The organism is Paenibacillus lacisediminis (assembly GCF_046567315.2).
In genome coordinates this window covers 312,276-337,119 of the sequence record NZ_JBKIAX020000001.1, presented here as the reverse complement: position 1 = coordinate 337,119, position 24,844 = coordinate 312,276, and the positions used below count along the sequence as shown (strand labels likewise).

The 24,844-nt window shown below is 55.9% G+C and carries 21 protein-coding genes; 6 read left to right on the top strand and 15 right to left on the bottom strand.

Features of this window, described 5'->3' with window-relative positions:
* Nucleotides 1-317 precede the first annotated feature (317 nt).
* The 3 genes from ACLD72_RS01510 to ACLD72_RS01500 all read left to right on the top strand — a co-directional run bounded on the left by ACLD72_RS01510 (nt 318) and on the right by ACLD72_RS01500 (nt 3,853).
* Nucleotides 318-1,523 carry a M20 family metallopeptidase gene (locus ACLD72_RS01510; protein WP_410994955.1) on the top strand — a complete coding sequence of 402 codons (1,206 nt, stop codon included), beginning with the start codon at nt 318-320 and terminating at the stop codon, nt 1,521-1,523.
* Nucleotides 1,520-2,929, top strand: coding sequence for a YfcC family protein (locus tag ACLD72_RS01505; protein ID WP_410994956.1), 1,410 nt, complete (start codon nt 1,520-1,522; stop codon nt 2,927-2,929). The genes ACLD72_RS01510 and ACLD72_RS01505 overlap by 4 nt, the downstream gene beginning before the upstream one ends.
* 231 nt (nt 2,930-3,160) lie before the next feature.
* Nucleotides 3,161-3,853 (top strand): GNAT family N-acetyltransferase, encoded by a 693-nt coding sequence (locus tag ACLD72_RS01500; RefSeq protein ID WP_410994958.1) that lies wholly within the window; start codon nt 3,161-3,163, stop codon nt 3,851-3,853.
* Between the two features lie 50 nt (nt 3,854-3,903).
* Here ACLD72_RS01500 and ACLD72_RS01495 read toward each other — a convergent pair whose 3' ends face one another.
* On the bottom strand, nt 3,904-4,233 hold the full coding sequence (locus ACLD72_RS01495; RefSeq protein ID WP_410994959.1) for a cupin domain-containing protein: 330 nt from the start codon (nt 4,231-4,233) through the stop codon (nt 3,904-3,906).
* Nucleotides 4,234-4,271: 38 nt separating this feature from the next.
* Complete coding sequence (locus ACLD72_RS01490) at nt 4,272-4,580, bottom strand: cupin domain-containing protein (RefSeq protein ID WP_410994960.1); 309 nt, start codon at nt 4,578-4,580, stop codon at nt 4,272-4,274.
* 187 nt (nt 4,581-4,767) lie between these two features.
* Here ACLD72_RS01490 and ACLD72_RS01485 point away from each other — a divergent pair, with 187 nt between their 5' ends.
* The 3 genes from ACLD72_RS01485 to rd are packed head-to-tail and all read left to right on the top strand — an operon-like array spanning nt 4,768 to nt 7,410.
* A complete protein-coding gene (locus tag ACLD72_RS01485) occupies nt 4,768-6,003 on the top strand; it encodes an FprA family A-type flavoprotein (RefSeq protein WP_410994961.1) in 1,236 nt (411 codons plus the stop codon).
* 26 nt (nt 6,004-6,029) lie between these two features.
* Complete coding sequence (locus tag ACLD72_RS01480; protein ID WP_410994962.1) at nt 6,030-7,217, top strand: NAD(P)/FAD-dependent oxidoreductase; 1,188 nt, start codon at nt 6,030-6,032, stop codon at nt 7,215-7,217.
* Between the two features lie 28 nt (nt 7,218-7,245).
* On the top strand, nt 7,246-7,410 hold the full coding sequence (gene rd, locus ACLD72_RS01475; protein WP_128632785.1) for a rubredoxin: 165 nt from the start codon (nt 7,246-7,248) through the stop codon (nt 7,408-7,410).
* A 64-nt stretch (nt 7,411-7,474) separates the two neighbouring features.
* Here the strand turns inward: rd and ACLD72_RS01470 are convergent, their stop codons facing one another.
* From ACLD72_RS01470 to ACLD72_RS01410, 13 genes are all read right to left on the bottom strand, one after another.
* Nucleotides 7,475-8,185 carry a Crp/Fnr family transcriptional regulator gene (locus tag ACLD72_RS01470; protein ID WP_251589418.1) on the bottom strand — a complete coding sequence of 237 codons (711 nt, stop codon included), beginning with the start codon at nt 8,183-8,185 and terminating at the stop codon, nt 7,475-7,477.
* 184 nt (nt 8,186-8,369) lie between these two features.
* Nucleotides 8,370-9,026 (bottom strand): carboxymuconolactone decarboxylase family protein, encoded by a 657-nt coding sequence (locus ACLD72_RS01465; protein ID WP_410994964.1) that lies wholly within the window; start codon nt 9,024-9,026, stop codon nt 8,370-8,372.
* A gap of 15 nt (nt 9,027-9,041) precedes the next feature.
* Nucleotides 9,042-10,244, bottom strand: coding sequence for an MFS transporter (locus tag ACLD72_RS01460; protein WP_410994966.1), 1,203 nt, complete (start codon nt 10,242-10,244; stop codon nt 9,042-9,044).
* Between the two features lie 250 nt (nt 10,245-10,494).
* Nucleotides 10,495-11,727, bottom strand: a complete 1,233-nt coding sequence (locus ACLD72_RS01455; protein WP_410994967.1) for a M24 family metallopeptidase — start codon at nt 11,725-11,727, stop codon at nt 10,495-10,497.
* A gap of 39 nt (nt 11,728-11,766) precedes the next feature.
* Nucleotides 11,767-12,588, bottom strand: a complete 822-nt coding sequence (locus ACLD72_RS01450) for an ABC transporter permease (RefSeq protein ID WP_410994969.1) — start codon at nt 12,586-12,588, stop codon at nt 11,767-11,769.
* Complete coding sequence (locus ACLD72_RS01445) at nt 12,578-13,495, bottom strand: ABC transporter permease (RefSeq protein ID WP_410994970.1); 918 nt, start codon at nt 13,493-13,495, stop codon at nt 12,578-12,580. The genes ACLD72_RS01450 and ACLD72_RS01445 overlap by 11 nt, the downstream gene beginning before the upstream one ends.
* A complete protein-coding gene (locus ACLD72_RS01440; protein ID WP_410994971.1) occupies nt 13,492-14,607 on the bottom strand; it encodes an ABC transporter ATP-binding protein in 1,116 nt (371 codons plus the stop codon). Before ACLD72_RS01440 ends, ACLD72_RS01445 begins: the two co-directional genes overlap by 4 nt.
* 30 nt (nt 14,608-14,637) lie before the next feature.
* Nucleotides 14,638-15,819: an ABC transporter substrate-binding protein gene (locus ACLD72_RS01435; RefSeq protein WP_410994973.1), complete on the bottom strand. Its 1,182-nt coding sequence runs from the start codon at nt 15,817-15,819 to the stop codon at nt 14,638-14,640.
* Nucleotides 15,820-15,887: 68 nt separating this feature from the next.
* Nucleotides 15,888-17,861 (bottom strand): hydantoinase B/oxoprolinase family protein, encoded by a 1,974-nt coding sequence (locus ACLD72_RS01430; RefSeq protein WP_410994975.1) that lies wholly within the window; start codon nt 17,859-17,861, stop codon nt 15,888-15,890.
* Nucleotides 17,858-19,912: a hydantoinase/oxoprolinase family protein gene (locus ACLD72_RS01425; protein ID WP_410994976.1), complete on the bottom strand. Its 2,055-nt coding sequence runs from the start codon at nt 19,910-19,912 to the stop codon at nt 17,858-17,860. The genes ACLD72_RS01430 and ACLD72_RS01425 overlap by 4 nt, the downstream gene beginning before the upstream one ends.
* Nucleotides 19,913-20,005: 93 nt before the next feature.
* A complete protein-coding gene (locus tag ACLD72_RS01420; RefSeq protein ID WP_251589447.1) occupies nt 20,006-20,737 on the bottom strand; it encodes a FadR/GntR family transcriptional regulator in 732 nt (243 codons plus the stop codon).
* Between the two features lie 866 nt (nt 20,738-21,603).
* On the bottom strand, nt 21,604-23,361 hold the full coding sequence (locus ACLD72_RS01415; RefSeq protein ID WP_410994977.1) for a hydantoinase B/oxoprolinase family protein: 1,758 nt from the start codon (nt 23,359-23,361) through the stop codon (nt 21,604-21,606).
* On the bottom strand, nt 23,345-24,844 hold the full coding sequence (locus ACLD72_RS01410; protein WP_410994979.1) for a hydantoinase B/oxoprolinase family protein: 1,500 nt from the start codon (nt 24,842-24,844) through the stop codon (nt 23,345-23,347). The genes ACLD72_RS01415 and ACLD72_RS01410 overlap by 17 nt, the downstream gene beginning before the upstream one ends.

Here is a 24,844-nt window from a genome sequence, read left to right as displayed (position 1 = left end):
CGGTTGGTTGGTCGGTCCAATTGCCAGCTGTAAAAGCACCGATTTCTAGAAGGAGTCCGTTATTTCCCCTCCTATTTTCTCCTGAGTTGTCCAACCTTATTTATGGAACCGTCTACTAGGAGTCCCGCCAGCGGCGCGGGGCTTCTTTTTTGCCCTTACATATCCATAAATATTTTTTGGGCCTTGCACAAAAATATCTTAATTGTACATCTCCCCGCCGGAGCCTTTATTATTTAATTCATATTATTGCATAAATATACGATTTTATGTTTGCGGTTAACCGCGGGCACTCAGAATAAAGAACAGGTGGGATAAGCATGAACATGCAACTTGGAAAAGAACATAAACAACAAATTATTCAGGCGGTTGACGAGCGCGACACACTGCTGCGGGAAATTTCGCTGCGGATTCACGCCAATCCGGAGCTTAGCTTTCATGAGCACCAAGCCCAAGCTTGGCTTACTGAGCCGTTGATCGAAGCCGGGTTTCAGGTGGAAAAAGGCATTTCCGAGCTGCCGACCTCTTTCCGGGCAACTTGGGAAGGCGCGCCGGGCGGACCGACGATCGCGCTGCTGGCCGAATACGATGCGCTGCCGGGCATCGGCCACGCCTGCGGCCATAACTTGATCGGCACGGCGGCGGTCGGCGCCGCGCTGGCCCTGAAGGACGCCTGTCCGCAGCTGCCCGGCAAAATCGTCGTGCTCGGCACCCCCGCCGAAGAGGAAGGCGGCGGCAAAATCATCATGTGCCAAAACGGCGTGTTCGACGAGGTGGACGCGGCCATGATGGTCCATCCGCAGAACAAAACGATGGTGCTGCGCGGCGCTCTCGCCTGCGTGGACGCGACCTTTACGTTCCGCGGGAAGCAGGCGCACGCCTCCTCTGCCCCGGAAAAAGGCATCAGCGCGCTCGATGCGCTCGTCAACGCATATGTAGCGATCAATTCGCTGCGGCAATTTATGAAAGAGGACGTGCGGATTCACGGCATTATTACCAAAGGCGGGGACGCGCCAAACGTTGTGCCGGAGCTTGCGGAAATGGTATTTATCCTGAGAGCGTCCACCGTGAAGGAGCTTGAAGAGGTCAGAACCAAGGTGTACCGGGCCGTCCGGGCCGCCGCCGAAGGCGTTGGCGCCACCGTCGATATCGCTGAGGGGCTGATTTATGCCGAGCGCAACAACAACAAGGCTTTGGCGGAATTGTTCGCCCAAAACCTAGAGGCCCTCGGTATTGAGGTCAATGATCCGCCGCAAAAAGGCGGTGTCGGATCGTCGGACATCGGCAACGTCAGCCAAATGACCGCCGCGATCCATCCTTATATCCGGCTTGGCGACGCGACTACGCATACCCCGGAATTCGCCGCGCTTGCCGGTTCCGAGGAAGGCATGATCGAGTTGAACCGGGCCGCTAAATCGCTGGCCCTGACAGCTTACGATTTATGTTATAACCAAGAAGCGATGCGCCAGGTAAGAAACGAATTCGAAACATGGAAAGCGCAAAGAAACGGAGGACAAGGCTCATGAACAGCACGATTAAACAAACGTCCCGCAACTGGTTTAAAATGCCTCATACGTATGTCATTTTGATTTTTCTGGTGCTGGTCGCCGCATTGCTGACGTATGTCATTCCGGCCGGTCAATTCGACCGGGTCAAAGATGAGGCGACAGGCAAATCGCTCGTCGTCCCCGGTTCCTATCATCAGGTCGAAGCCAGCCCGGTCGGTCTGGTAAGCCTGCCGAAGTCGATTGTGCACGGGCTTGTCGACTCCGCCGACGTTGTCTTTTTCATTCTGATTATCGGCGGCACCTTTGAGATCATTTCGTCGACAGGGACGATCGAGGCCGTTACCGGACGCGTCGCCAGGAAGTTTGCGAATAAAGGCAAATGGGTCATCCCCATTTTTATTACTCTTTTCTCCGTCGCCGGGTTCACGATGGGCATGTCCACTGAGGTGATGGTGTTCGTGCCGATCGGCATCGCCATCGCCAGAGCCCTTGGGTTCGACGCGCTGACGGGCACGGCGATGATTTCCCTCGGAGCCTCCTGCGGCTTTACCGCCGGCATCCTGAATCCTTTTAACGTCGGACTTGCCCAGGCGATTGCCCAAGTGCCGATTTTTTCCGGGGCCTGGCTGCGGATTATCCTGCTCGTCTGCCTGATTGCGGCGACCAGCTTGTATCTGATCCGCTACGCGGGCAAAGTGCGGAACAACCCTTCCGCTGGATTGGTGTACGACCTGGAAAAAGAGTCGGATGCACAGGTGCTCGACTTCTCCAAACTGCAGCGTATGCAGCTTAAGCATGTTTTGACGATCGCCACCGTGGTCAGCGGATTTGCCGCGCTCATTTGGGGCGTTTCGCAAAAAGATTGGTGGATCGAGGAATTGGCCGCCCTGTTCCTGACCATGGGGATCGTGTCCGGCTTCTGCGCCGGGTATGGGCCAAGCAAGATTGCGACCGAATTTGTCAAAGGCGCCAAAGCGATCACGTACGGTGCACTTATTATCGGTTTTGCCCGCGGGATCATCGTCGTGCTGGAACAGGGCAGCGTCATCGATTCCATCGTCAACGGCTTGGCCGCGCTCGTCAGCGAGCTTCCGGGCTCCGTTCAGGTGCTGGGCATGTATGTGTTCCAAAACGTCATGAACGTCTTCATCACATCCGGCACCGGTATGGCGGTAACGACGATGCCGATTATGGTGCCGCTCTCCGACCTGCTCGGCGTGACCCGCCAAACAACCGTATTCGCCTTCCAGCTCGGCGACGGAATTTCGAATATGATTTTGCCGACTTCCTCGGCACTGATGGGCAGCTTGGCCGTTTCCGGCATCCCGTATCAGAAATGGGTGAAATTTTTCTGGCCGCTGATGTGCATCTGGATCGCGATCGGCGCCGTTCTGATCGTATTCGCCAATATGATCAAGTATTAGTCCGTTAGCCTCCACGCGCGCTGAACTGCTGTTACCATCGTTCACTTTATTTCAGAAAATCGAGCCGTCCGATTAGGGACGGCTCGATTTAGCTTGAATGTGTTATTCAATTATTTGTAATGCAGTATAGTTTAGATATACCTATTTTGTCATCTCGTTGATTATTAAATGTCGAGCTTATAATAAAGTTAGCTTTAAGGCAGCGTGACAAGTTGAAATGGAGGTTTTTTTATGCTATCCAATTATGAACTTATGGAAGTTCACGTAAGCGTCCTGTTTAAACATAACCAAGCTGGCCGCATAACATCTATAAATGAGCCAGGTGATCCTAATGCGCCTCGGTTCTTCATTGGGAACACCATACAGGGTACCGTGGAAAGGTACCATCAATCACTTGGTGAACATGTTATAAATGAGCTGAAGCAGATTGTCGGTAAAGCCCCGTGGTTGGATTCTCCAAACCAAGTAAACATGACGGAAATCATCCAAGTTTTAAATAAGGATAGACCGCTTGAAAATATCTATGTCGGACCGGCATACATCTTCCCTGACGTGAGAAGCAGTTCTAAGAAAGCTATAAGAATTACGCACGCTAATATCGAGCTTTTAAGTCCTCATTTCTCTGATTATGTGGATGACATCAACTTTGGTCAACCTGTTTTCGCTGTTGTCCAGAATCAAGTTGCGGTGGCACTGTGTTGCAGTGCAAGACAAACTTCCATAGCTGCTGAAGCCAGCTTGCGTACCGCTAAGGATTTTCGCGGGAAAGCCTATGCTCTGGATGTAACGACCGCCTGGGCAGCCGAGGTGCAAGAACAGGGGCGAATGGCTCTTTACAGCACGTCATGGAATAACCTTTCTTCTCAAGCTGTTGCTGGAAAACTTAAATTAAGACAATATGGCGTAGATTTGCATTTTAGTTGATGTAGCGCTTTATGGTTTTGACCACTTTAATCCGGTAGTGCTGTTGGCAGCTACTTTACAACAATCAGCAGCATTTTAAAGGCTGCCTCCACCGCCTTCAAGCCATGGGGAATGTTTGCCGGCATAATAATCGTTTCACCCGCTTTAACGGTGTATACTTCATCGCCGATCGTAATCTCGGCTATGCCTTCGATAATATTCACCATCGCATCCCCGGAAGAAGAGTGCTTTTTGATTTCTTCTCCTTGATCAAGCGCAAATAAGGTCATTCCAAGGTCCGGGCGCTGCACTAGCGTTTTGCTGGAACTCTGGTGTTGTTCAACCGTTATTTCATCCGCCAATTTTAATACTTCTGACTGCGGTAATTTATTAATGTTCATGTTCATTCCTCCCAATAAATAAAATAATGTTATTTCTTTTAGCCGATTTGCACAAATTTGCATCTGCCCGCCGCATGGAGGGCATGTTTTTTTTGCGCCGAAATCACGACGGATTCCCCTTCGTTTAATACCAGCCTCTTCCCGTCAACCGCAACTTCAAGTTGCCCCTCAAAAACATATAACAATTTGGGCACTTCGGACGATTCGGAGCTTATGCTTTCATCATCGTCAAAGGCAAAAAGTACGGCGTCCACGCCATGATATGAAAAAAAGCGGCTGTTGATTTGCTGGCTGCGGTATTGCACCAGTTCTTTGATGGCAAACGTTTTTTCCGGCTCAAGATTCATACCTTTCTCCTTTCCCCTCGTAATTTACCTCATTCTAAATCCGATCACTCGCAAAAAGAAGGATTCAAATCAAATTTTTAAGGGGGTTCAAGTATTTTTTGGGTTTGATTTCAATCCTCTGCTTAGCAAGCCGGAAGACATACAATCGAGTTGTTCTTAAAATTTATTCCACAGGAGGTTTTCAAACATGAAACCCGGATTCGAAATAAGCAAGGACATATACTGGATCGGAAAAATCGACAACCGCGAGGTTCCCTTCCACCGGCTGCTTCTGACCAAAGGCACCACCTACAATTCCTATCTGCTGAAAACCGGCAAACCCACGGTGATCGATACCGTCGATATGGAATTCGGCAGAGAGTTCGCCGATCATGTCACCGAACTGATCAACCCGCTGGATATCCAATATATTGTCATCAACCATACCGAACCCGATCATTCGGGCGGACTTGCGGCGCTGGCCGCCAGGGCAACCAATGCCACGATCGTGTGTACGGAAGTAGCCGTTCCGGAAATCCAGCAAATGTACAAGCTGCAGCACCGGCAATATCTGGCCGTTAAGGATGGCGATACACTGGATATCGGCGGCAAAACGCTTCTATTTAAAGAAACTCCTTATTTGCACACCGAGGAAACGATGATCACTTACTGCATCGAAGATAAAATCTTGTTTCCTTGCGACATTTTCAGTACCCATGTGGCCGTGAACAGCCTGTTTGCGGATGAAGCCGGGTTTGATGTCACCGAGGATTTCACCGGGTATTACCGGGCCATCATCCATCCGCACAGAAGATATGTGCGAACCTTAATCGAAGCCGTCAAAGACTTGGACATCCAAATGATCGCCCCGTCGCATGGTTTTATTCTCCGCAGCGATATCGGCAAATATATCCGTTTGTATGCCGAACTCAGCACGGAAACCAAGCAAAACAAAAAGGTGGCCATCGTCTATGCAACGCTTAAAAACAACACCAAAAAAATGGCCCAAATCCTTAAAGACAGCTTCGAGGAAAACCGTATCGGCGTGGAGCTATGGGACGTGGACAAGTCGGACGAAGCGGATGTGCTGAACAGCATCGCCGGCGCCGATGCCGTCTTTATCGGCAGCTCCACCAAATATGCGGATATGACCGGCAAGCTGGAAAACCTGCTCAAGAAGCTTCCGGACATGAATCTGGAGGGCAAGCTTGGCGCAGCATTCGGTTCGTACGGGTGGAGCGGCGAAGCGATCGAAGTCGTGCAGGATTATTTGAATGCCACAAATATGCAGGTGCAAAGCACCTCCAATGTGATCAAAACGACCGGTATGACCCATGTCGAATTCCCGGTGCGCATCCGGTTCACCCCTAATGACGAAGACAAAGTGAGAAAAATCAAAAACGCCGCCGAGTTCGTCGCGGATCTGCTGCTTAGCGTGATCTAGGCGGTCCGGCGAAAGGAGAGAAAACCATGTCTGAACATCGTCATTACGTTATTGTTGGCGGCGGCGTGGCTGCCATCAGCGCGGCCAAAGCGATCCGCGATCGGCAGGAAGCGGCGGAAATTACCATTTTCGGCGACGAATCCGGCCTTCCTTATAATCGAGTGAAATTGTCCAAAGGATTATTCACTGATTTGCACAGCGACAGCGTGTTGATTAAGAAGGAAAAATGGTACCACGAGCACAAAATTGCTTACCATGGCGGGAAACCGGTCACTTCCATTGATCCGGACTCCAGGACGGTCACGACCGGAGACGGCCAAACTGTCCGGTACGACAAGCTGCTGCTCTGCACGGGAGCCGTGAACCGCAAACTGACTCTTGAAGGCGCGTCTTTGCCTCATGTTCACAATATCCGCAGCAGACACGACGCGGACAAGCTGAAACAAGATTTGCGTGACGGAGACCGAATCTGCGTCATCGGCGGCGGCATTCAAGGGGTGGAAACCGCCTGGTCCCTGAACCGGGCCGGATATTCCGTCACAATTGTCGAAGCGTCGCCTCGGCTGATGGCCCGCCAACTGGATGAACGGGCTGCAACCATTCTAACGGAAAAAATCGCCGAACAGGGAACTGAGGTAAGGCTAGGACAAGGCGTCCGCAGAATTGCCGGCATCAGCGGCGTCGAAGGCGTGGAGCTTGAAGACGGTTCATTTTTGCCTTGCGAGCATGTCGTTTATTCCATCGGGGTTATTCCCAATGCCGATTTAGCCCGCCAAAGCGGACTTGAAGTCGGAACGGGGATTGTCGTTAATGAGCACATGCAAACCAGTGCCGAACACGTTTATGCCGCCGGCGATGTTGCCGAATTTCACGGCAGGGCGGAAGGCCTGTGGAACAGCGCCATGGAGCAGGGAAAAATCGCCGGAGCCAACATGGCAAGCCATGTTGCCGTTTATCGCCGGCCGGTACCGATGACCGTATCCGCCGCCTTTGGTACTCCCTTGTTCTCCATCGGCCTGACGGATGAGCAGCAATGCGACAATAGCCTATACGGTCCGGATTCGGGGCCTTACAAACGGATTTTTATCAAAAACGGGGCGATATGCGGAGCTGTTGTCTTTGACAATGTCAGCGCTGCTCTGCCTTATAAAGCGGCCATAGAGCAAGCCCTTCAAATCACGGAAACAGAGCTTGTCCATCGTTTAGTCCATTAAAAACTCAAACCAGAGGAGATGTTGCAAGATGAAAAAATATATATGCCAGCCTTGCGGTTATATTTACGATCCGGCCGTTGGAGATCCCGATGAAGGTATTTCGCCGGGCACCGCTTTTGAAGACCTTCCCGAAGACTGGGTATGCCCGGTTTGCGGCGAAGACAAAAGCCAGTTTCTGCCTATTGAAGATTAGCCGTTAACCCAAACAATGCCCCGCTTCTCCGCAAACGACGGGGGAGAACGGGGCGTTGTCCTAATTAATCAATATAGTCATTCAGTTTTTGGATATCGCAAATCGTAAGCTCCCGTGTTCCGTTGAGTTCAATAATCCCCGCCTGCTCGAATTTGCTGAACTTGCGGCTGATGGTTTCTCTTGTAACGCCCACATAGTTGGCCATTTCTTCACGCGATAACGGAAGTCTGATCTTAATGCGTTCTTGATCCTGATCCGCTTTGCCGTATTTGCGGCCAAGCTCCAAAATCATATAGGCGATGCGGATTTCGGGATCGTTTGTCGCCAGACTTTGCGCCAGGTTCTCCGTAGCGGCCAAGCGCTTAGTAATGCTCTGCAGCAGCTTTAACGTAATATCCGGATTTTCCTGAATGATGAGCCCCATATCACTTTTGGTCAACAGGCAAACATCGGTGTCTTCCAGCGCATAGGCGCTAAAGTTGCTGGTCTCGCCGCTGTTGAATATACTCAATTCGCCAAAAAACTCACCCGTTGAAAGAACCCGCAAAATTTGCTCTTTGCCTTGCGCCGTAATTTTCAACAGCTTCACATAACCCTCGCGGACAATAAACAATGTTTCCGAAGGTTGTTCTTCCAAAATTAACGCTTGTCCCTTCCGATATTTCCGATGTTTGATCATCGTGCTGATCTTGGCCAGATCCTCTTCGGACAACGAAGCAAATATAGGAACTTTGCGGGTGCACAGCGCCTCACTGCAATGGTGGCAGCTTTCCATCGTACTTTCCCCTTTTTCCAACGTCTGGACCTTAGGACATTAAATTTTATTTAAAAGTAACATGAACATACCAACTGTCTTGTGATTCCAGTCACGAACTAGCCATAACGCGCAAAAAGCGCCCGCGGCGCGCCGATCTAATGGTTCAATCGGTGCGCCGCGGACGCAACGTACGCTTCTCGGCTTATCTATCAAAGGCTTCCAGGGCGTTCACCCGGTGCGCCATCGCCGCGCCGGCTTTCAGCGCCGCAGCCACCAATAGCGTCTCGGCTAGTTCCTCCAGGGTCAGGCCGCGCTGCTTCGCCGCCGAGGTGAACAGCTCTATGCTGTAGGCGTTTCCTGTCACATGCGCGGCGGCGACCGCGATGATATATTTCTCTTTCTCCCCGACCAACCCGGCCTTTAGCGCGGTATGCTGAAATGCCGAGAAGGCGGTATACAACTCTTCGTTGACTTCCTCCAGCTCGCTTAAACGATCCAGATTGCTTCGGGCATACAGTTCCTCCCCTTTTCCGCCTTCATAGGCGTTAAGCGCATTAACCGCATTGTAAAAGGTGGAATGTGCGCTCACCGCAGCAGCCACGGCAATCGCCTCGAAAATTTCTTCGAACGAGGCCTGCTGCCCCTTGGCCTTGCCCACATGTCCGTCGATGCAATAAGGACAACCCGTGATATGCGCCACCGCTACCGCTATCAGCTCCTTCACCTTGACCGTCAGGGCTGTTTCCTGAAAAATTTGGCGGTTAAAATTAACGAATGCATCAAATCCCTCCGGCGCGGCTGCGGCCAGTTTGGCCGAAAAACTCGGTTTGTGACGGGTATATAAGCTCTCATTGGACATTTTGAATCCGCCTCCTCAAATGGTATGATCGGTTTGCTCCGCGCCCCGTTGACGCAGCACGAAGCTCAACAAAAGACCGGCGAGCAGAAAGCAGGCCAGCATGGCGATGAGGCCGTTCCAGCCGTAATGGGAATAGAAAAGCCCTCCTATGGTACCGCTTACGCCGGAACCCACATAATAAAAGAACAAATACAGCGATGAAGCCTGGGATTTGTGTTCGGTGGCGATGATGCCGATCCAACTGCTGGCAATAGAATGTCCTCCAAAGAATCCAAAGGTAAAAACAGAGATGCCGGCGATGATCATCCCCAAATTTCCCGCGAGCGTCAGCAGGGCGCCGGCCAGCATCATGCCCAGCGCCAGCCCCATCACGGCATACCGGCCGTATTGGTCGGCCAGCTTGCCCATCCATGTGGAACTGATCGTTCCCATCACATAAACGATGAAAATCCACCCCACCAGCGTCTGGCTCAATTCATACGGCGGAGCCGTCAGCCGGTAGCCGATATAATTGAACAAAGTGACAAAGCTGCCCATCAGGACAAAACCGAGCCCGTACAAACAGAGCAGGCGCACATCCTTGCATTGGCCAAGCAGTGTGGCCAAAATGTCCCCAAAGGCAAACGGCTGGCGTTTAAAATGGCGGGAAGCGGGCAGCCAATACCAAAAGAGCAGCACCGCCGCCAGACTAAACAAGGCGATAACCCCTACCGCCACCCGCCAGTCGAAGGCATCCGTCAGCATACCGGTGATCACGCGTCCGCCCATGCCGCCCACCGAGTTGCCGCTGATGTACAGCCCCATGGCATAGCCAAGGCTGGCCGGATCGATCTCCTCGCTCAGATAGGTCATGGCAATCGCCGGCAGGCCGGCCAGTACAATGCCCTGCACAACGCGCAGCGCGAGCAGGGCACCAAAGCCAGGACTGAAGGCGATGAGCAGCGCGACGAGCGCCGCCCCAAACAGCGAGCAGCCCATGACCACCTTGCGGCCCAGACTGTCGGACACCGCCCCAACGAACAGCATCGTGACCGCCATCGTCAGCGTCGAAATCGACAATGACAAGCTGGCAACTGCCGGCGAAACGCCAAACTCCCGGGAAAATTCGGGCATCAACGGCTGCAGGCAATACAAAATCGCAAAGGTGCAGAACCCCCCGGCGAACATCGCCAGGGCAGTGTTCCGAAATGACCGCGTGCCTTTCAGGATATATTCCATTGAATATTCAGGACCTCTTTTCAAAAAACAACAATAAGTTCAAGTTCAAAAAGTCAGGTTTTCAGCACCAAGAAGGTTGGATGAAGCTAGGGACTGAGTAGCGGAGCGTAGGCAAAACCTACGTGAGCAACGGAAGGCCCGGCTGAATTCAAGATTCGATGTCGATTAAGCTTCATGATTCACTTCGTGATCAAAAGATGACTTTTTGAACTACCTCTGTAGTTACACTCTCACCGCTACTGTTTATTGTTTACTGTATAAACAGCTTGCGGTCCAGATGCGTCAAAAATTCATATCCATCCTTCGTAACCACCACGGTATCCTCGATTTGGAAGCCTCCGGCGCCAAGCTCGTAATACGGCACCTCCACGCAGAACACCATCCCTTCCTGCAGCTCCCGGTGGTCTCCCGGAGCGAGCACGATGTCGTCATACAGCTCCAAGCCGATGGCATGGCCCACATGCTGGCGGCGATAATGCGGAATCCCGCCGCGCTGCACCGTTTCGACGGCGGCCGCAAACACCGCCGAAGCCTTGACTCCCGGACGCACCAGCTCCAGCGCCCGCTCCCAGCCGCTGCGGACGGCCGCGAAATGCCGCTGCTGCCACTCGGACGGCTGCCCCAGCACCACAGTGCGCCCGGTATCCGCCCAGTAGCTGTCGAGCTGACAGCACAGGTCGAACCGCACCTGCTCGCCCGGCCCTACCCGGTGGAAATAGTGCTCGATCAGCGGCAAGGCGCTGCGCGGTCCCGCCCCGACCGCGATCATCGCCGGCGTTCCGCCGGCGCGGATGATCCGGTCCCGGTAATGGCCCGCCAACTCTTCCTCGTGAACCCCGTCCGCGATCAGATGGATCATTTCCTCCTCGATCCGTTCATTGAGCTCGGCGGACCGCCGCAAACGGGCGACCTCGGCCGGCGTTTTCACCTGGCGGACCTCTCGGAACAAGCCGTAAGCCGGGCGGACATGGCCCGCCGGCAGCGATTCGCCAAGTTTGGCGTAGAGCGCCGGGTTGATGCGCATTTCATCCACGCCAAGCGGTCCCTGCGGGATATCCAGATCCTTCAGTGCCGCTGCCAACGCCTCAAGCGGGCCCGGGTATACCGCCGTCCGCCCCAGCAAGTCATAAAACAAATCGATATCGGGCGTCGAGGGCTGTCCTACGGGCGAACCTTCGACAAAAAAGTCGCTAAACAAATACAGCTCCGCGTCCGGCACGCCCATCTGTGCGATCACGCCCAGCCGGTTTGTCGGTAAAACAAGGCGCGGACGCGCCCCCGGATCCCTTGGCAATACAGCGTAAATCTGCATCGACCAGTTGGTCGTCCGCAGCGGCGCCCCGATCACGTAAGCGATGTTCTCCGGCGTGGTGGCGACCAGCGCCTGCAGCCCTTCCCGCTCCATCACGCTTGCGGCGCGCTCCCGGTTGGCGATGCCGCCCCGGGCGGCCTCCGGCCGTACTCGCACTTCCTCTGCACTCATTGATGGTTCCTCCTTCGCTTTCCATAGTTTGCTTTGCAGCTATTCATCCTTTTTTCCCAGCACCTGCTGTACCTGCGGCGCCGAACGCAGCAAAAATCCAAAGCCCAGGAACAGCACCAGCGCCAATAGCAGCATCAGCGTCGATACGACCGCGATCGTCGGGTCCTGCCATTTTTCCATGTACAGGAACAGCTCGATCGGCAGCGTATTGTTTTGCGGGCGCAGGATCAACAGGGCCGTCTCCACCTGATCAAACGTAAAGATAAACGACAGCGCTCCGCTCAGCAGCAACCCCATGCGCATCTGGGGCAGCGTGACCGTGAAGAAGGCCCGGACCGGGCCCGCGCCCAAATCGGCCGCCGCCTCTTCGTACTCTTTTTTCAAATTGGCCAGCGTGCTTCCGATAATAGACAACACAAACGGCAAAATCGTGACCGCTTCCCCAAGGATCAGGGCAAACAGGCCGCCGGAGATCTTCATTCGGGAAAACAAAATCAGATAGGCGACGCCCAGCGCGATTTTCGGCACGACCATCGGGGACATAAAAACCGCGCGCAGCAGATTACGTCCGGGAAAACGGTAGCGCTGAATCGCCAGTGCGGCCAGCGTTCCCGCCGTAAGCGCCAGCAGCGTAGCGCAGCCGGAGGCGATCACACTATTGCGGAAAGCCCGCAGAAACTGCGGCTGCGAAGCCAGGTTTTCATACCATCTGAGCGACAGCCCCTGCGGGGGAAACACGCTGTAGGAGGCCGGGTTCAGGGAGGTGATCACGACGATGATGAGCGGTGCAAGCAAAAAGAGGCAAACCGCCAGCGCGATGGCCGTCAGCGTTACCCCGATCCATTTCGGTCTAAGCCGCATGCCGGTTCCCTCCTTTGGACCGCTGAAACGCGAGCAGATCGGCAAGCCGGTTCAGCACCCAGACCGCCAGGGTGGAGGCCAGAATCAGAAACAGGCTGGCCACGGCGGCCATCGGCCAGTTGGTGTCCAGGGTGCGCTGATAAATAAACGTCGGCAGCGTCATCACTCTTCCCCCGCCGATCAAGGCGGGCGTTGTAAACGCGGTCAGGCATAACGTGAACACGATCTGAATGCCGGATACGATGCCCCGCACCGACAGCGGCAGGGTAATCGTCAGGAACGCCCGGACGCTGCCCGCCCCGAGGTCATGGGCCGCCGCCTTCAATTGGCTGTCCTGCTGCACCAGCACGCTCAAAATCGGAATTACCATAAAGGGCAAAAAAATATGCACAAGCGCGATGATCACCCCGGTCTCGTTAAACGTCATCTCAAAGCCGTTCTCCGTGAGTCCGAGCTTGATAAACAGCCAGTTCAGCAGGCCCTGTCTGGACAGCAGCACCATCCAGGCGTAGGACTTGACGACCGCGCTGACCAGCAGCGGCATAAACGTAATCAGCAGCAGGGTTTGCCGCCACGCCGGCTTGCGGAGACCGGCCAAATAATAAGCCAGCGGATAGGCGAGCAGCAGCGTAATTCCGGTGACCTTAAGCGCCAGCGAAAAGGTGTCCCCGATCAGCTTCCAATAATACGGATCGCCGAGAAACGCGGCGTAGGCGTCCCATTGGAAGGCCGTAGCAAGATGCCCCCCGGCAAACGAATCGAAGCTGTAGCGGCCGAAAATAAGCAGAGAGCCGATATAAATGATGCCCATGAGCAGCAGGGACGGCAGCAGAAGCAGCAGCGCCGTGCCCCAGGACCTGTCCGGCGGCGACCAGCGCCGATGCCGGCGATTTGCCGCGGCCTTCACGCTTCTCCCTCCCCGTCCCCGGGCAGCAGAATCGCGTCCTTTGGCTCCCACCCGATCAGGACGGCTTCGCCGGGCTCATAGCGCCGATTCCCCGGATAATGCGGCATGCTTGCCGTTAGCCGGTGCTCGCCGTCAAGCCGCAGCTCGTATTGCAGAAAGGTGCCGCCGTAACGCACGTTCTCCACGATTGCGTTCATTGTGTTGCCAAGCTGCGCAGCGTCCTCCCCAACCCGGACGTATTCGTAGCGGATGGAGACATAACCCAGCGCGCCTGCGGCGATTGCGGTGCCGCCGGGGCCGACATGGACACGGGAGAGCGCGCCGGCCGCCCGGACGGAAGCCGTGTCACCGCCTAGCGAAACAAGCGAGGCCGGCAGCAGATTCGTGTCGCCGATGAATTTAGCGACAAAGCTGTCCGCCGGACGCTCGTAAATATCGTCGGGCGTACCGTATTGCAGCAGCCTGCCGCCGCGCATCACGCCGATCCGGTCCGAGACGTTCAGCGCTTCTTTTTGATCATGGGTCACAAAAATAAACGTCGTCCCGGATTCCCGCTGAATCCGCTTCAGCTCGCGCTGCATGTCAACTCTGAGCTGGGCGTCGAGCGCAGACAATGGCTCGTCCAGCAGCAGCACCTTCGGCTCGTTGACGAGCGCCCGGGCGATGGCCACGCGCTGTGCCTGGCCGCCGGAGAGCTGGGCGATGGAGCGGCCTCCGTAGCCGGACAGCTGAACCAGCTCCAGCGCCCGTTCGACCTTGGCGCGGATTTCGGCCTTGCCGCGCCCCTTCATGCGCAAGCCGTAAGCGATATTTTTGTACACATCCATATGCGGGAACAAAGCGAGCTGTTGAAAAATCATGTTGCTGTCTCTGCCGTAAGCGGGAATTTTCGTCACATCCCGGCCGGCGAGCAGGATCGTGCCTTCGTCGGGCCGATCGAGCCCCCCGAGCATGCGCAGCAGCGTTGTTTTTCCGCAGCCGCTGGGGCCAAGCAGGGAGACAAACTCTCCCTGCTTCACTTCAAAAGAGACGGAATTTACCGCATACTGCCCGGCGAATTTTCTGACGACGTTTTGCGCTTCAATCGCCGTTTGTTTCTCTGTCTCGGGCATCCCAAGCCGCCCCCTCCCATGCCGTTTTGGTTAATTCAGCTTCGTTTTGACCAGACGGTCCCAAAAATCCTTCCACCCCGAGGCGTCTTTGGCCATCGTCGCCCAATCCGGGTTCAGGCCTTTGTTTTGCTCCTCGACGGAGAAGGACGGATCATCCTTGTATTTGTCGGGAATGGCCGCGGCGGTGCTCGTTACCGGCGTTCCCGTGACTTCCGCGTAGCGGGTCAGGTTTTCCGGAGCCAGCAATTCGTTGATAATTTCGTTGGCTACCCGGGTCTGCTCCGGAGTCGAGCCCTTGACGACCTGCAGGGAATAAGGGAACGAAATAAAGCCTTCCTTCGGAATGGCGACGCCCAGCGGCAGCCCTTCATCATCGATCCAGGTTTGCGCGGTTTGCGAGCTGAACGGAGCGATCAGCGCTTCGCCGGACACCAGCATGTTTTTCAACTGGTCATTGGAGGTTACCAGCGAGCGGACTTGATCCGCATGCTCCGCCCAAAACTTAAACGCCGCTTCCGGCTTTTCATAAGAGGCGCCGAGCTCCTGGCCCTTTAGCTCAATGACAGGCGCAATGTAGGCGTAAAACATATAGTCCCAAAGCGCCACTTTGTCCTTGAATTCGCTGTTTTCCCACAGATCGCTCCAACTGGTCGGCGCTGTTTTCACCAGGTCCTTGTTATACACAAGCGCAAAATTGCTCACGCCCCATACGATCCCCCGGTTGTCTGCAGTATGGTACTGTTCGGGAATATCCTGCATATGCGTCACAACCGCCGGGTCCAGCGGCTCCCACATATCATCGCTGATGCCCTTGGCGGAAGCGTCGGCGTTGAAATAGCCGAAATTCACCACCGGATTGTTGGGATCGGCGTTTTTGGCCGCCAGCATTTTCGGATACATCACGGAGTTGGAGGATTCCACAAATTCAACCTCCACGTTGGGATGCTCCTTGATATAGTTCGCGACGACCTCTTTCGGAACGACATCCTGATTGGCACCGGCCCAAATGAACATGCTCAGCTTGATTTTTTCCCCTGAACCGCCGTTGTCGGCCGGAGCTGCCGGCGAATTTGCCGTATTGCCATTACCGTTGCTGTTGCCGCCTTTGGCGGTGCCGCCATTTCCCGCGCCATTGCCGCAAGCCGCAAGGAACACCAGGGACAGGACCAGCAGGATGGATAAAGATACGATCGATTTCGCTCTTGATTTCATTGCAATCGAACCTCCTGATTAAATATGAATTGGATTTTTAAAAAATAGTCCTTGCAGCACGCCTTGCATTATCCCAGCAGTAAATTACGGTGAATTTCGCCCATGATGTCCCCGGCATCGCTTGGCCGCACCTGCTCCCCGGCCGCGATTCTCCGGTCCGCTTCCGTCATCGTCCGGCGCTTAAGATAATCGCGCAGGGCGAGCGGATAAGCCGCCAGAGCCGCACCGACGGCAAGCTGCAGCTCATCGCTCCAGACCGCCTCGAAGCTCTCCCGCGCCTCACCATAGTGGAAGGAAGCCGTCAGCTTAGGCGCTTCCGCCCGCGTGAGCCGGGTCGCTTCGGCATCCACTTGGCCGCCGTACAGGATGACGCCGTATTGCTCCCGTGCAGCCGTCTCGGACACCAAACCGCTGCGCACATCGTTTTGCACGGCTGCGGGGTCCCGCTCGTACGGGCTGCCGTATCCGCCGCCGCCCTGCGAGAGAAACGTCACCGTGTCGCCCGGCTGCAGCAGCAGCTCATCAATGCGTCCGACATTCTCTTCCGCAGCTTGTCCCGCGTTTTTCAGCGCCACCCCGTGCGCGCCGGCCCGGCCGCCAAGTCTCCCCCAGGGCTGAAACTGGATGCGCTCCATGTTCCGCGCCGTCAGCACCGTATCGGGACTCAGCACCTTGAGCCGCAGATCGATTCCGCTGCCGCCCCGGTATTTGCCGGCTCCGGCGGAATCGGCCCGCAGGCCGTAACGCTCGATCAGCACGGGCATATCGGCCTCCACCGTCTCGACCGGAATATTGCGCAGATGGCCGACGGCAAAATCCATGCCATCGATCCCGTCCTTCATCGGCCTAGCTCCGGAGCCGCCGCAGATCGGCTGAATGACGCCCACCTTTCTGCCGCCGGAGACGGGATCGGTCATCGCCAGCATCACGATCGCGGCTTGTCCCGCGCCGGCCGCCGGCAGCTTGTTTTCCTGCGCCCGGCTGAGCGCTCCGGTCAGCACATCCATCAGCCGGATGAAGGTGGAAGCTCTTGCGCCGACCGCGGCCGGGAACTCCGGATTCAGGATGCTGGCCGGCGGCGCCTCGTTGCCGATCATCCGCACCATCCCCGAGTTCCAGGGAATCGACGGGTCTAGCGTACGGAAGTAGCGGGTTAACGCGGGAACCAGGTAATAATGCCCTTGCTTGTTCAGGGTCGGGATATTAAACGAAGCCCTCACCTGGGGATCGGTCCCCCGGAAATCGAGGAAAATTTCGTCCCCCCGGACGATCAGACCGCACCGCAGCCGCACCGGATATCCCCCGGGCCCGCCTTCGATGTAGTCCCAGAACTCGTACGTTCCGTCCGGAATGTCCGCGATAATCTGCCTCACCCGCGTTTCCGCGTAAGCGAGCAGATCCTCGATCCCCCGTTCGATCTGCTCCGGTCCGTACCGCGCGATCAATTCCGTGAGTCTCCGCTCCCCGCGGTTCAGCGCGGCCATCAGCGCCCGCAGGTCCCCCCAGTTCTGATCGGGGATGCGGCAGTTGTACAGAAACAGGTTCAGCACCTGTTCATTCAATACGCCGGCTTCATACAGCTTGACCGGAGCGATGCGGATACCCTCCTGATGAATATCGTAAGCGCTTGGCGAGACGCTGCCCGGCACCTTGCCGCCAACATCCGAGGAATGAATAAAGCAGAGCCCAAAGGCGATGATCCGCCCGTCATGAAAAAAAGGCTTCAGCAGATAGACATCCGGCAAATGGGTGGCCATGGCGCCGGTGGTATAGGGATCGTTGCAGATCACGATGTCCCCTTCTTGCCACGGCTCGCCCGCGGCGAGCACCTCCTCGGCCGGAATTCCCAGCGACAGGCTGTATCCGGTCTCCAGCGGGGAGCCGAAGGTTTCACCCTTTGGCGAAAGCAGATAGGTGCCGAAATCGCCCGTCTCTTTGACAAACGCCGTAAACCCGGTGCGGAGAACAACATTGGCCATTTCCTCCACGATCGCCTGCACCCGGTTTTTGAAAATTTCCAGAAACACACGGTCGGTACTCATGCTTCCGCCTCCCCGATCATATTGCCCAGCTTGTCCCGGCAGACCCGATAACCCGGGGGAACAAACACCGTCGTATCGTACTCTTCGATGATGACCGGACCGGATAGCGCAGACTCCGACGGCAGCTCGGACCGCTTCAGCACGCTGGCCGTCCATGACTTGCCGTCAAAGAACAACTGGCGCTGTTCCGGAGCGCCCGATGCGGAACGCTCTGCCGCCCGTTCCGGCGGACGGATCGCCCCGGCCTTGCGGGTAACCCCAACCACCGATGCCCGGAGATTGACGAACGTGACGGGGGCGCCGGGCTGGCTGATGCCGAAAATGTCATGGTACCGCTGATGAAAGCGCCGGATCGCTTCGGCCTCTGCCTCCGCTCCTTCTCCGGGAAGCGATACTTCAATATCGAAGGCTTGCCCTTCATAACGCATATCGGCGCTGTACAGCACATAACTCGTTTCCAGTTCGATCCCCCGGCTGCTCTCCTCGGTCAGCCAGCGTTGCCCTTGCTCCTTCAAAGCTTGAAACGTCTCGCCGACTTCTCCGGGCTGCAGCTGCTGTTCCGTCTTATAGACCGTACGGACAAAATCGTTGCGCAGGTCGGCGACCACGCAGCCGGTCGCGCACAGCGTGCCGGGGGAAGGTGGAACGAGCACCCGCCGGATGCCCACCTCCCGGGCCAGCAAAAACGCGTGGGTCGGGCCGGCCCCCCCGTAAGCCAGCAGTGTAAAATCCCGGGGATCGATCCCTTTGCGGGCCATGAGCGGCGTAAACTGGGCGTACATATTGGCGGTCGCCACGTCGATGATCGCTTGCGCGGCCGCGCGGGAATCGAGGCCAATCCGCTCCCCGAGCCGGGTCAGGACCGCGGCGGCGAGCCGCTCGTCCAGCGGCATGCCGCCGCCGAGAAAGCGCTCGGGATGGATGATGCCAAGATGCACGTAAGCGTCGGTTGTCGTCGCCTCCTGTCCGCCCCGGCCGTAGCAGGCCGGGCCGGGATCGGCGCCCGCGCTGCGCGGCCCGGCCTTCAGCACGCCCGCCGAATCCACCCAGGCGACCGAGCCGCCGCCAGCGCCGATCGCCGTCACATCAACCGCTGGAATGATCACCGGAAAATCTCCGACCTGGTTCTCGCTCGAGTAGGCCGGCTCCCCATCGATCAGCGCCACATCAACGCTCGTGCCCCCCATATCGAAGGTGATCACCTTATCGATGCCGGCCAGGCGGGCGACATGCGTGGCGCCAATGACGCCGGACGCCGGACCGGAGAGCAGCGTTTTGACCGGCTCCTGCGCCGCGCGCCGGGCGGTCATGATCCCGCCGTTGGACATCGTGGACAACACCTGCGCCCGCAGCCCCTGCTCCGCGGCTCCCGCCTCTAGGCGCTGGAAATATTCGCTCATGCGTGAACCCACATAAGCGTTCATGACAGTCGCCAGCGTGCGCTCGTATTCCCGCTGCTGCGGCCAAACCTCGCTGCTCGCCGAGACGAACACGCCGGGAAATTCACGGCGGATCAGCTCGGCCGCCTGGCGCTCATGCTCCGGATTATGATACGCATGCAGAAACGAGACAGCGATTGCAGTAACCCCTTCATCCAGCAATTCCGTCACCGCCTGGCGCAGCTCATCCGGACGCAGTGGACGGTAGATCCGTCCATCCGCCAGGCAACGTTCATCGATCTCCTTGACGAGGTGACGGGGAATTAGCGGCAAGGCCTTGTCCCCGTATAAATCCGTCGTATTCTCCAAACGCAGCCGGCGGATTTCCAGCACATCGCGAAAGCCGCTGGTTACAAGGAGCCCCGTCTTCGCCCCGTTGCGCTCGATCAAGGTGTTGACTCCCAGCGTTGTACCGTGGACAAACAGCTCAATCGCCCCGATATCGATGCCGTTTTCCTTTAAATGCCGCAGCGCATGAAAGATCGCCTGCTCCGGAGCGGAGGGTACGGACGGCGTCTTGAGCGCCGCCGCTACTTCGCCCGTGCGGCCGGTCAGCATCACATCGGTGAAGGTTCCGCCAATGTCGATGCCAAGACGGTATTTTTCGGTCATGTTGACCTCTCCTTTGTAATTTTTAGTGAGAGTTCAATAAATTAGGTAACTACTTCTTTTATCGTTTTTTTGCTGCCTTGGCTTTACTCCATTTCAGGAGCGGGCCCCGCCAAAGTAAGTGCGGACATCCTCGATCATCTGATTGATATGGTTCACCATGGCGGATGCCGCCTCGTAGGGGGAATGGCTCACGATACAGCCGATGATTCTGCGATGATCGACAACCAGCTCGCTGCCGACCTCTTTACGGATCATCGCCGTTGCCGGCAAATGGGCTCCTTCGCCCCAAACGAGCTGCAAAGCATGAAGCAAGATCGGGTTGCCGGCGATCCTGGCGATGCGTTCATGAAATTCCCGGTCCTCCGCAATCGGAATTCTGCCCTCGGATAGAGCGGTTTCCTGCAGCGCGATCGATTCCCATAAAAGAACGATATCCTGTTCACTGGCGTTAGTGGCTGCGAGCCAAGTGGTCTCCCGCTCCAAAGCGCGTCTCGCCACCAATATATTGAGCAGTGACTGCTCGTCGGATATTTTCAGAGCGTCAAGCAGCCTGGAGCTGTCGCGCAGTTGAGTAAGCTGCCGGCTCAGCTCCGCCAGCCGCTCCTTGCCCGCGGCCGTAAGCAAGCGGCCCTTCCGGCCGACGCTTTCGGTGTACCCCAGCGTATCGAATTCCATCAACTTGCGCCCGATCGACGCCTGGCTGAGTCCGAACTTCTTGTCCAGCACAAGCACCAGCGTCGTGGCGCCTACCGGGGTTTCCTGCTTGTTCAAATTAGAGAGCAGTTCATATTCAAGTTTCATCTGGTCGTATTCTTTGGCAATCATACGTTCCTCCTGCCTGAGAAGCATTAATAATCAGTGATGATTAACAAAAATCCAATGAATAATCGGCTCGGATTCCAGGCTGAATTTTATTCCCAGTTATGGAATCCTCAACGATTTAAAGAGATTATATAGCCGTTTTTCAATCTTGTCAATTAATCTCATGGGATAAGTAAGGATTTAAATATTTAATATTTTTCCACCTCTCTTGTTCGCAGTGGGGCGGCGTTGAACATCAGGCTATTTGAGAAACCCCAGCGAAAAACATAAGGACAAAAAAGGGCGTTATTCCGGCGGTATCCGTCCATTTGAGAGAAATAGGGGAAATTTATGTCGCTATTTTCTCTAGTGATAAGGAAATGCCAGCATTCTTGACCATTCATAGGTAAATAAGTACATAAAATTCCGCTAATGGAGATGAACTTCCGGGCTCCGGAATAATAAGTACATAAAGTGCCGCTATTTTGAAGGCAGGCGACCGGCAACGGTCGTCGGCAGGCGATCGGTCGTTCCAGCAGCCGGCTGTTAAACGCCGATTTCCGGGTTGAGCCACAGCGCCGTTATTTCGGTGAAATCAACAGTTTTCAAAATGTAACGGACACCACAGACCTTGTTCGGCGTTTACTTACACATATAACGCTTTCATAATTTACAATATTTATATATTTTTCTATTAAAAATAATATCACATTAAATATAGTTTTGGTTGCAATATAAGGAAACTTCAGCTCTGAAACTTATTCTTTCTCATATCTTAAAAAAGCACTTAGACAAAGCCCGCGTCATCCGAAAATGGATACAGGCTCCAGCCTAAGTGCTTCTAACAAATTATTCTCTACCTTATATCCCTATATCCCTGAATCGTTTTGTTATCTGCTTACCTTCCCTTTTCGACGAAGGACGTCCGTGCCTTCACGGTCCAGGATAAAATCCGTCCCTGCCTTCAGAATGATGACCCCATAATCCCGGCGGGCGCCTTCAACGGAGACAAATCCGCTAAGAACATCCTCGAGCACGAGCCGGGGATCTCGCTGCCACGGATCTCCCCATCCGCCCCCGCCGGCACGGTGAAACTCGATGATACCGCCGCCGTTCATCGCCACGTGAAACGCCGTTTCCCGTACTTCCAGCGGCTCTTTGTCTCCGGGATGAAGGACAACCAGATTGGAAGGTGCATCCTCCCCGCCGCACAAACCGCGTGTCGTGTTCCGAACCCCCGCCATCATGACGCTGGTATGGCTGGGTTCCAGGTGCTGGATCAGCACATGAAGCCCTGGTGCGCCCCGCCACTGTCCGGCACCGGTATAATCCGCTGTGTATTCGTGCTTCAGCACGCGGCTTGGATACTGAATTTCGTTCATCTCGATGGAGGGCAGGATAACCCCGGTCATAACCGGAGGGTACAGCCCCCAACCGTCAGTTTGATAGGCTCCGCCGGCACCGCCAGTGTAACCGAAGAAATTCAGGTTCACCCAAGGACGCCCATCCGGGTATTGTCCGTTTGTATAGGCAAGCGGAAGCTTATGCGCATTCACTCCGACACGCTTAGGCGCGCATTGGGAGATGGCCAGCAAGACGGCCTCGGCAATTTCCGCTCCCGTACAAGCCGTCGCATGTCCGCACGGAGCCGGCGGCTTTGGATTCACGACGCTGCCGAGCGGCGCTTTTATCGTTACCGGGTTCATGTACCCTTCATTGATCGGAATACTCTCGTCACAGCAGGTGGAAATAGCAACAAACGCAAACGACGTTGTATTCGATAGCGGGCTGTTGATGAACCCGGGCACCTGTGGCGCCGAGCCTGCAAAATCGACCGTCAGGTCACTGCCGGAGACCGTTACGGTAGCCTTCACCTTAATATCCCGGTTTCCTTGGAAATCATGGTCCGCATACGTCTCAGCGGTATAGGTGCCGTCCGGCCAGCTGGCAATTTCTTCGCGCACCCGCCGCTCGGTATACTCGATCCGCTGGTCAATGGCCTGCAATACGGAATCGTAGCCGTACCGGTTAAGCAGCATGTCCGCCCGCTGCGCCGCCAGCTTGCAAGCGCCGATCATGGCGTCGAGATCGCCTTCCAGCCAATGAGCGAGCCGGTTGTTGGCCGTAATCAGCTCGAATACGTCCTGCCTTTTCTCTCCGCGTTCATACAGCTTGAGCGGTGGAATCCGCAATCCATCCTGCCAAATGTCGCGGGATCTCGGATTGTACCCGCCCGCCACTGGCCCGCCATTATCGCCCATATGGCTGCGGACCGCCGGAAGCAGCACCGGGCGCCGGCCGTGAAAGACCGGCATGACAATCGTCCAGTCCAGACTGTGGGAGCCGCCGTAATAAGGATCGTTCACGAGCAGAATATCTCCGGGATGCAGATCGTTTTTAAAAGCGTCCAGCAGCTCATCGACAGCGCTGACCACCGCATACAAATGCAGGGTACAGCCGGGAGCCTGCGCCACCAGCCGGGTGCGGCCTTCCATAAAATCGAAGACGCCGGTCGTGAAGTCATGGGCTTCATTAAACAGAGGCGACCTAGCGGTCCGCGTTACGGCGGCGCTCATCTCCTCCGCTACGGAATCCAGCGTTCCGCCAACAACCTGCGACAAAATCCATTCATTAACGGGACGGGCCATCGTCATCCTCCTTTGCCAATCGTTTCAAGGGTTCCGCCGAAGCGTAGCGGTATTTGAGCGCATCTCCTGCCGCAACCGGGATGCCTTTTGCCGTTCCGCTCCGAACTCCGTCTCCGGCAACAACACGCACATCCGTTCCTCCTTCAGGAACAAAAATAGATACCTCATACTTGCCGCTAAGCACGTCCAGCCGCACCTCCATGTCCCCGTCTTCAAGCAGCTTCCGGTATCCGATGCGCAGCCCGCTCCGCCACTCCAGCTCCTCGGCGGAGACCAGCCGGCGGGCTCCCTGCAGCACGGGCGCGCTCCATCCGTTCTCCGCCATCGCGAAACCGGGCTCCAGGAACACTGGCTCCACAGGGGTCTGCGAACCGACGGGCGGATACAGGATGGTTAAAGGCGCCGGACCATGGACCGCAGGAAACTCGGGATCAAATTCTGTACGCATCGCCTGCGTTACCGCAGCGGCGGCGGCTTGTCCGGACGTCAAGAATCCAAACGCGGTCGCCGCCGGAAAAGCCGCGTGAACCAGGCTCCCTTCAGGCAAAACAAACTCAAAAACGTCCAGCAGTCCGTCATTGATCTCCAGATCTTCCAATGAACCGGACAGAAGCGCCGTTACCGCACAAGCCGCCGCGGTCTCTTGGCTAATATTATAAGGAAGCGATACCTGCTCCGAAGTTCCGGTAAAATCGAACTTCCAGCTCCGATCCCGCCGCTCCATTTGCAATTGGATGCTCACATCCGCCTGGGTTATCGCCAGCTTCGCCGCACCCGAAAGAGGGCTTGTCACAGCGGGCAGCAGTTCGACCGTCCTGAGTCGCGTTCGCTCGTTCATCCGCTCAATCGCTTGATGTACCGCAGGCAATCCGTAACTGCCGACAACCGCTTGAATCGATCGGCGCGCTTCCTCAAGGCAGGCTTGCATGGCCAGCAAGTCGGATTCCAGCAGTTCCGGCGATCGGCTGTTCGCCAGCACGAAACGGCGCACGTCACGCTGGAGCTTGCCTCCCTTGTACAGCTTCACCGGCGTTAGCCTCATGCTTTCCTGCCACACTTCAAAAGCATCCGGATTAAAACCTCCGGGGATTTCACCGCCCAGATCGGCCATTTGGGCCCGGATCACCGGACTTACGATAAGCTCCCCGTCCGCAAATACCGGCAGCAGCATCGTCAGGGTCTGTCCTTTGGTACCGCCTTTATATACATCTGCGGAAATCAGAATGTCGCCTTCCTCAAGATCGTAAGCGAAATAATCCAGTAAATGGCGGGACACCGACCTAAGAGCGTATAGGTGCTCGATTTCGGATTGTATCTGATGGACCAGCGATCCGCTCCCTGTCACCAGTCCGGCGGCATAAGCTCCGGATTCGGCGATCAGAGCGGAACGGGACACGCGCCGAAGCCGCTCACCCGCAAAACGGCTGACCGAAGCCAGCTTGCCGTAAATGATCTGATCTGAAATCTGGTGTGCGGTCGACAT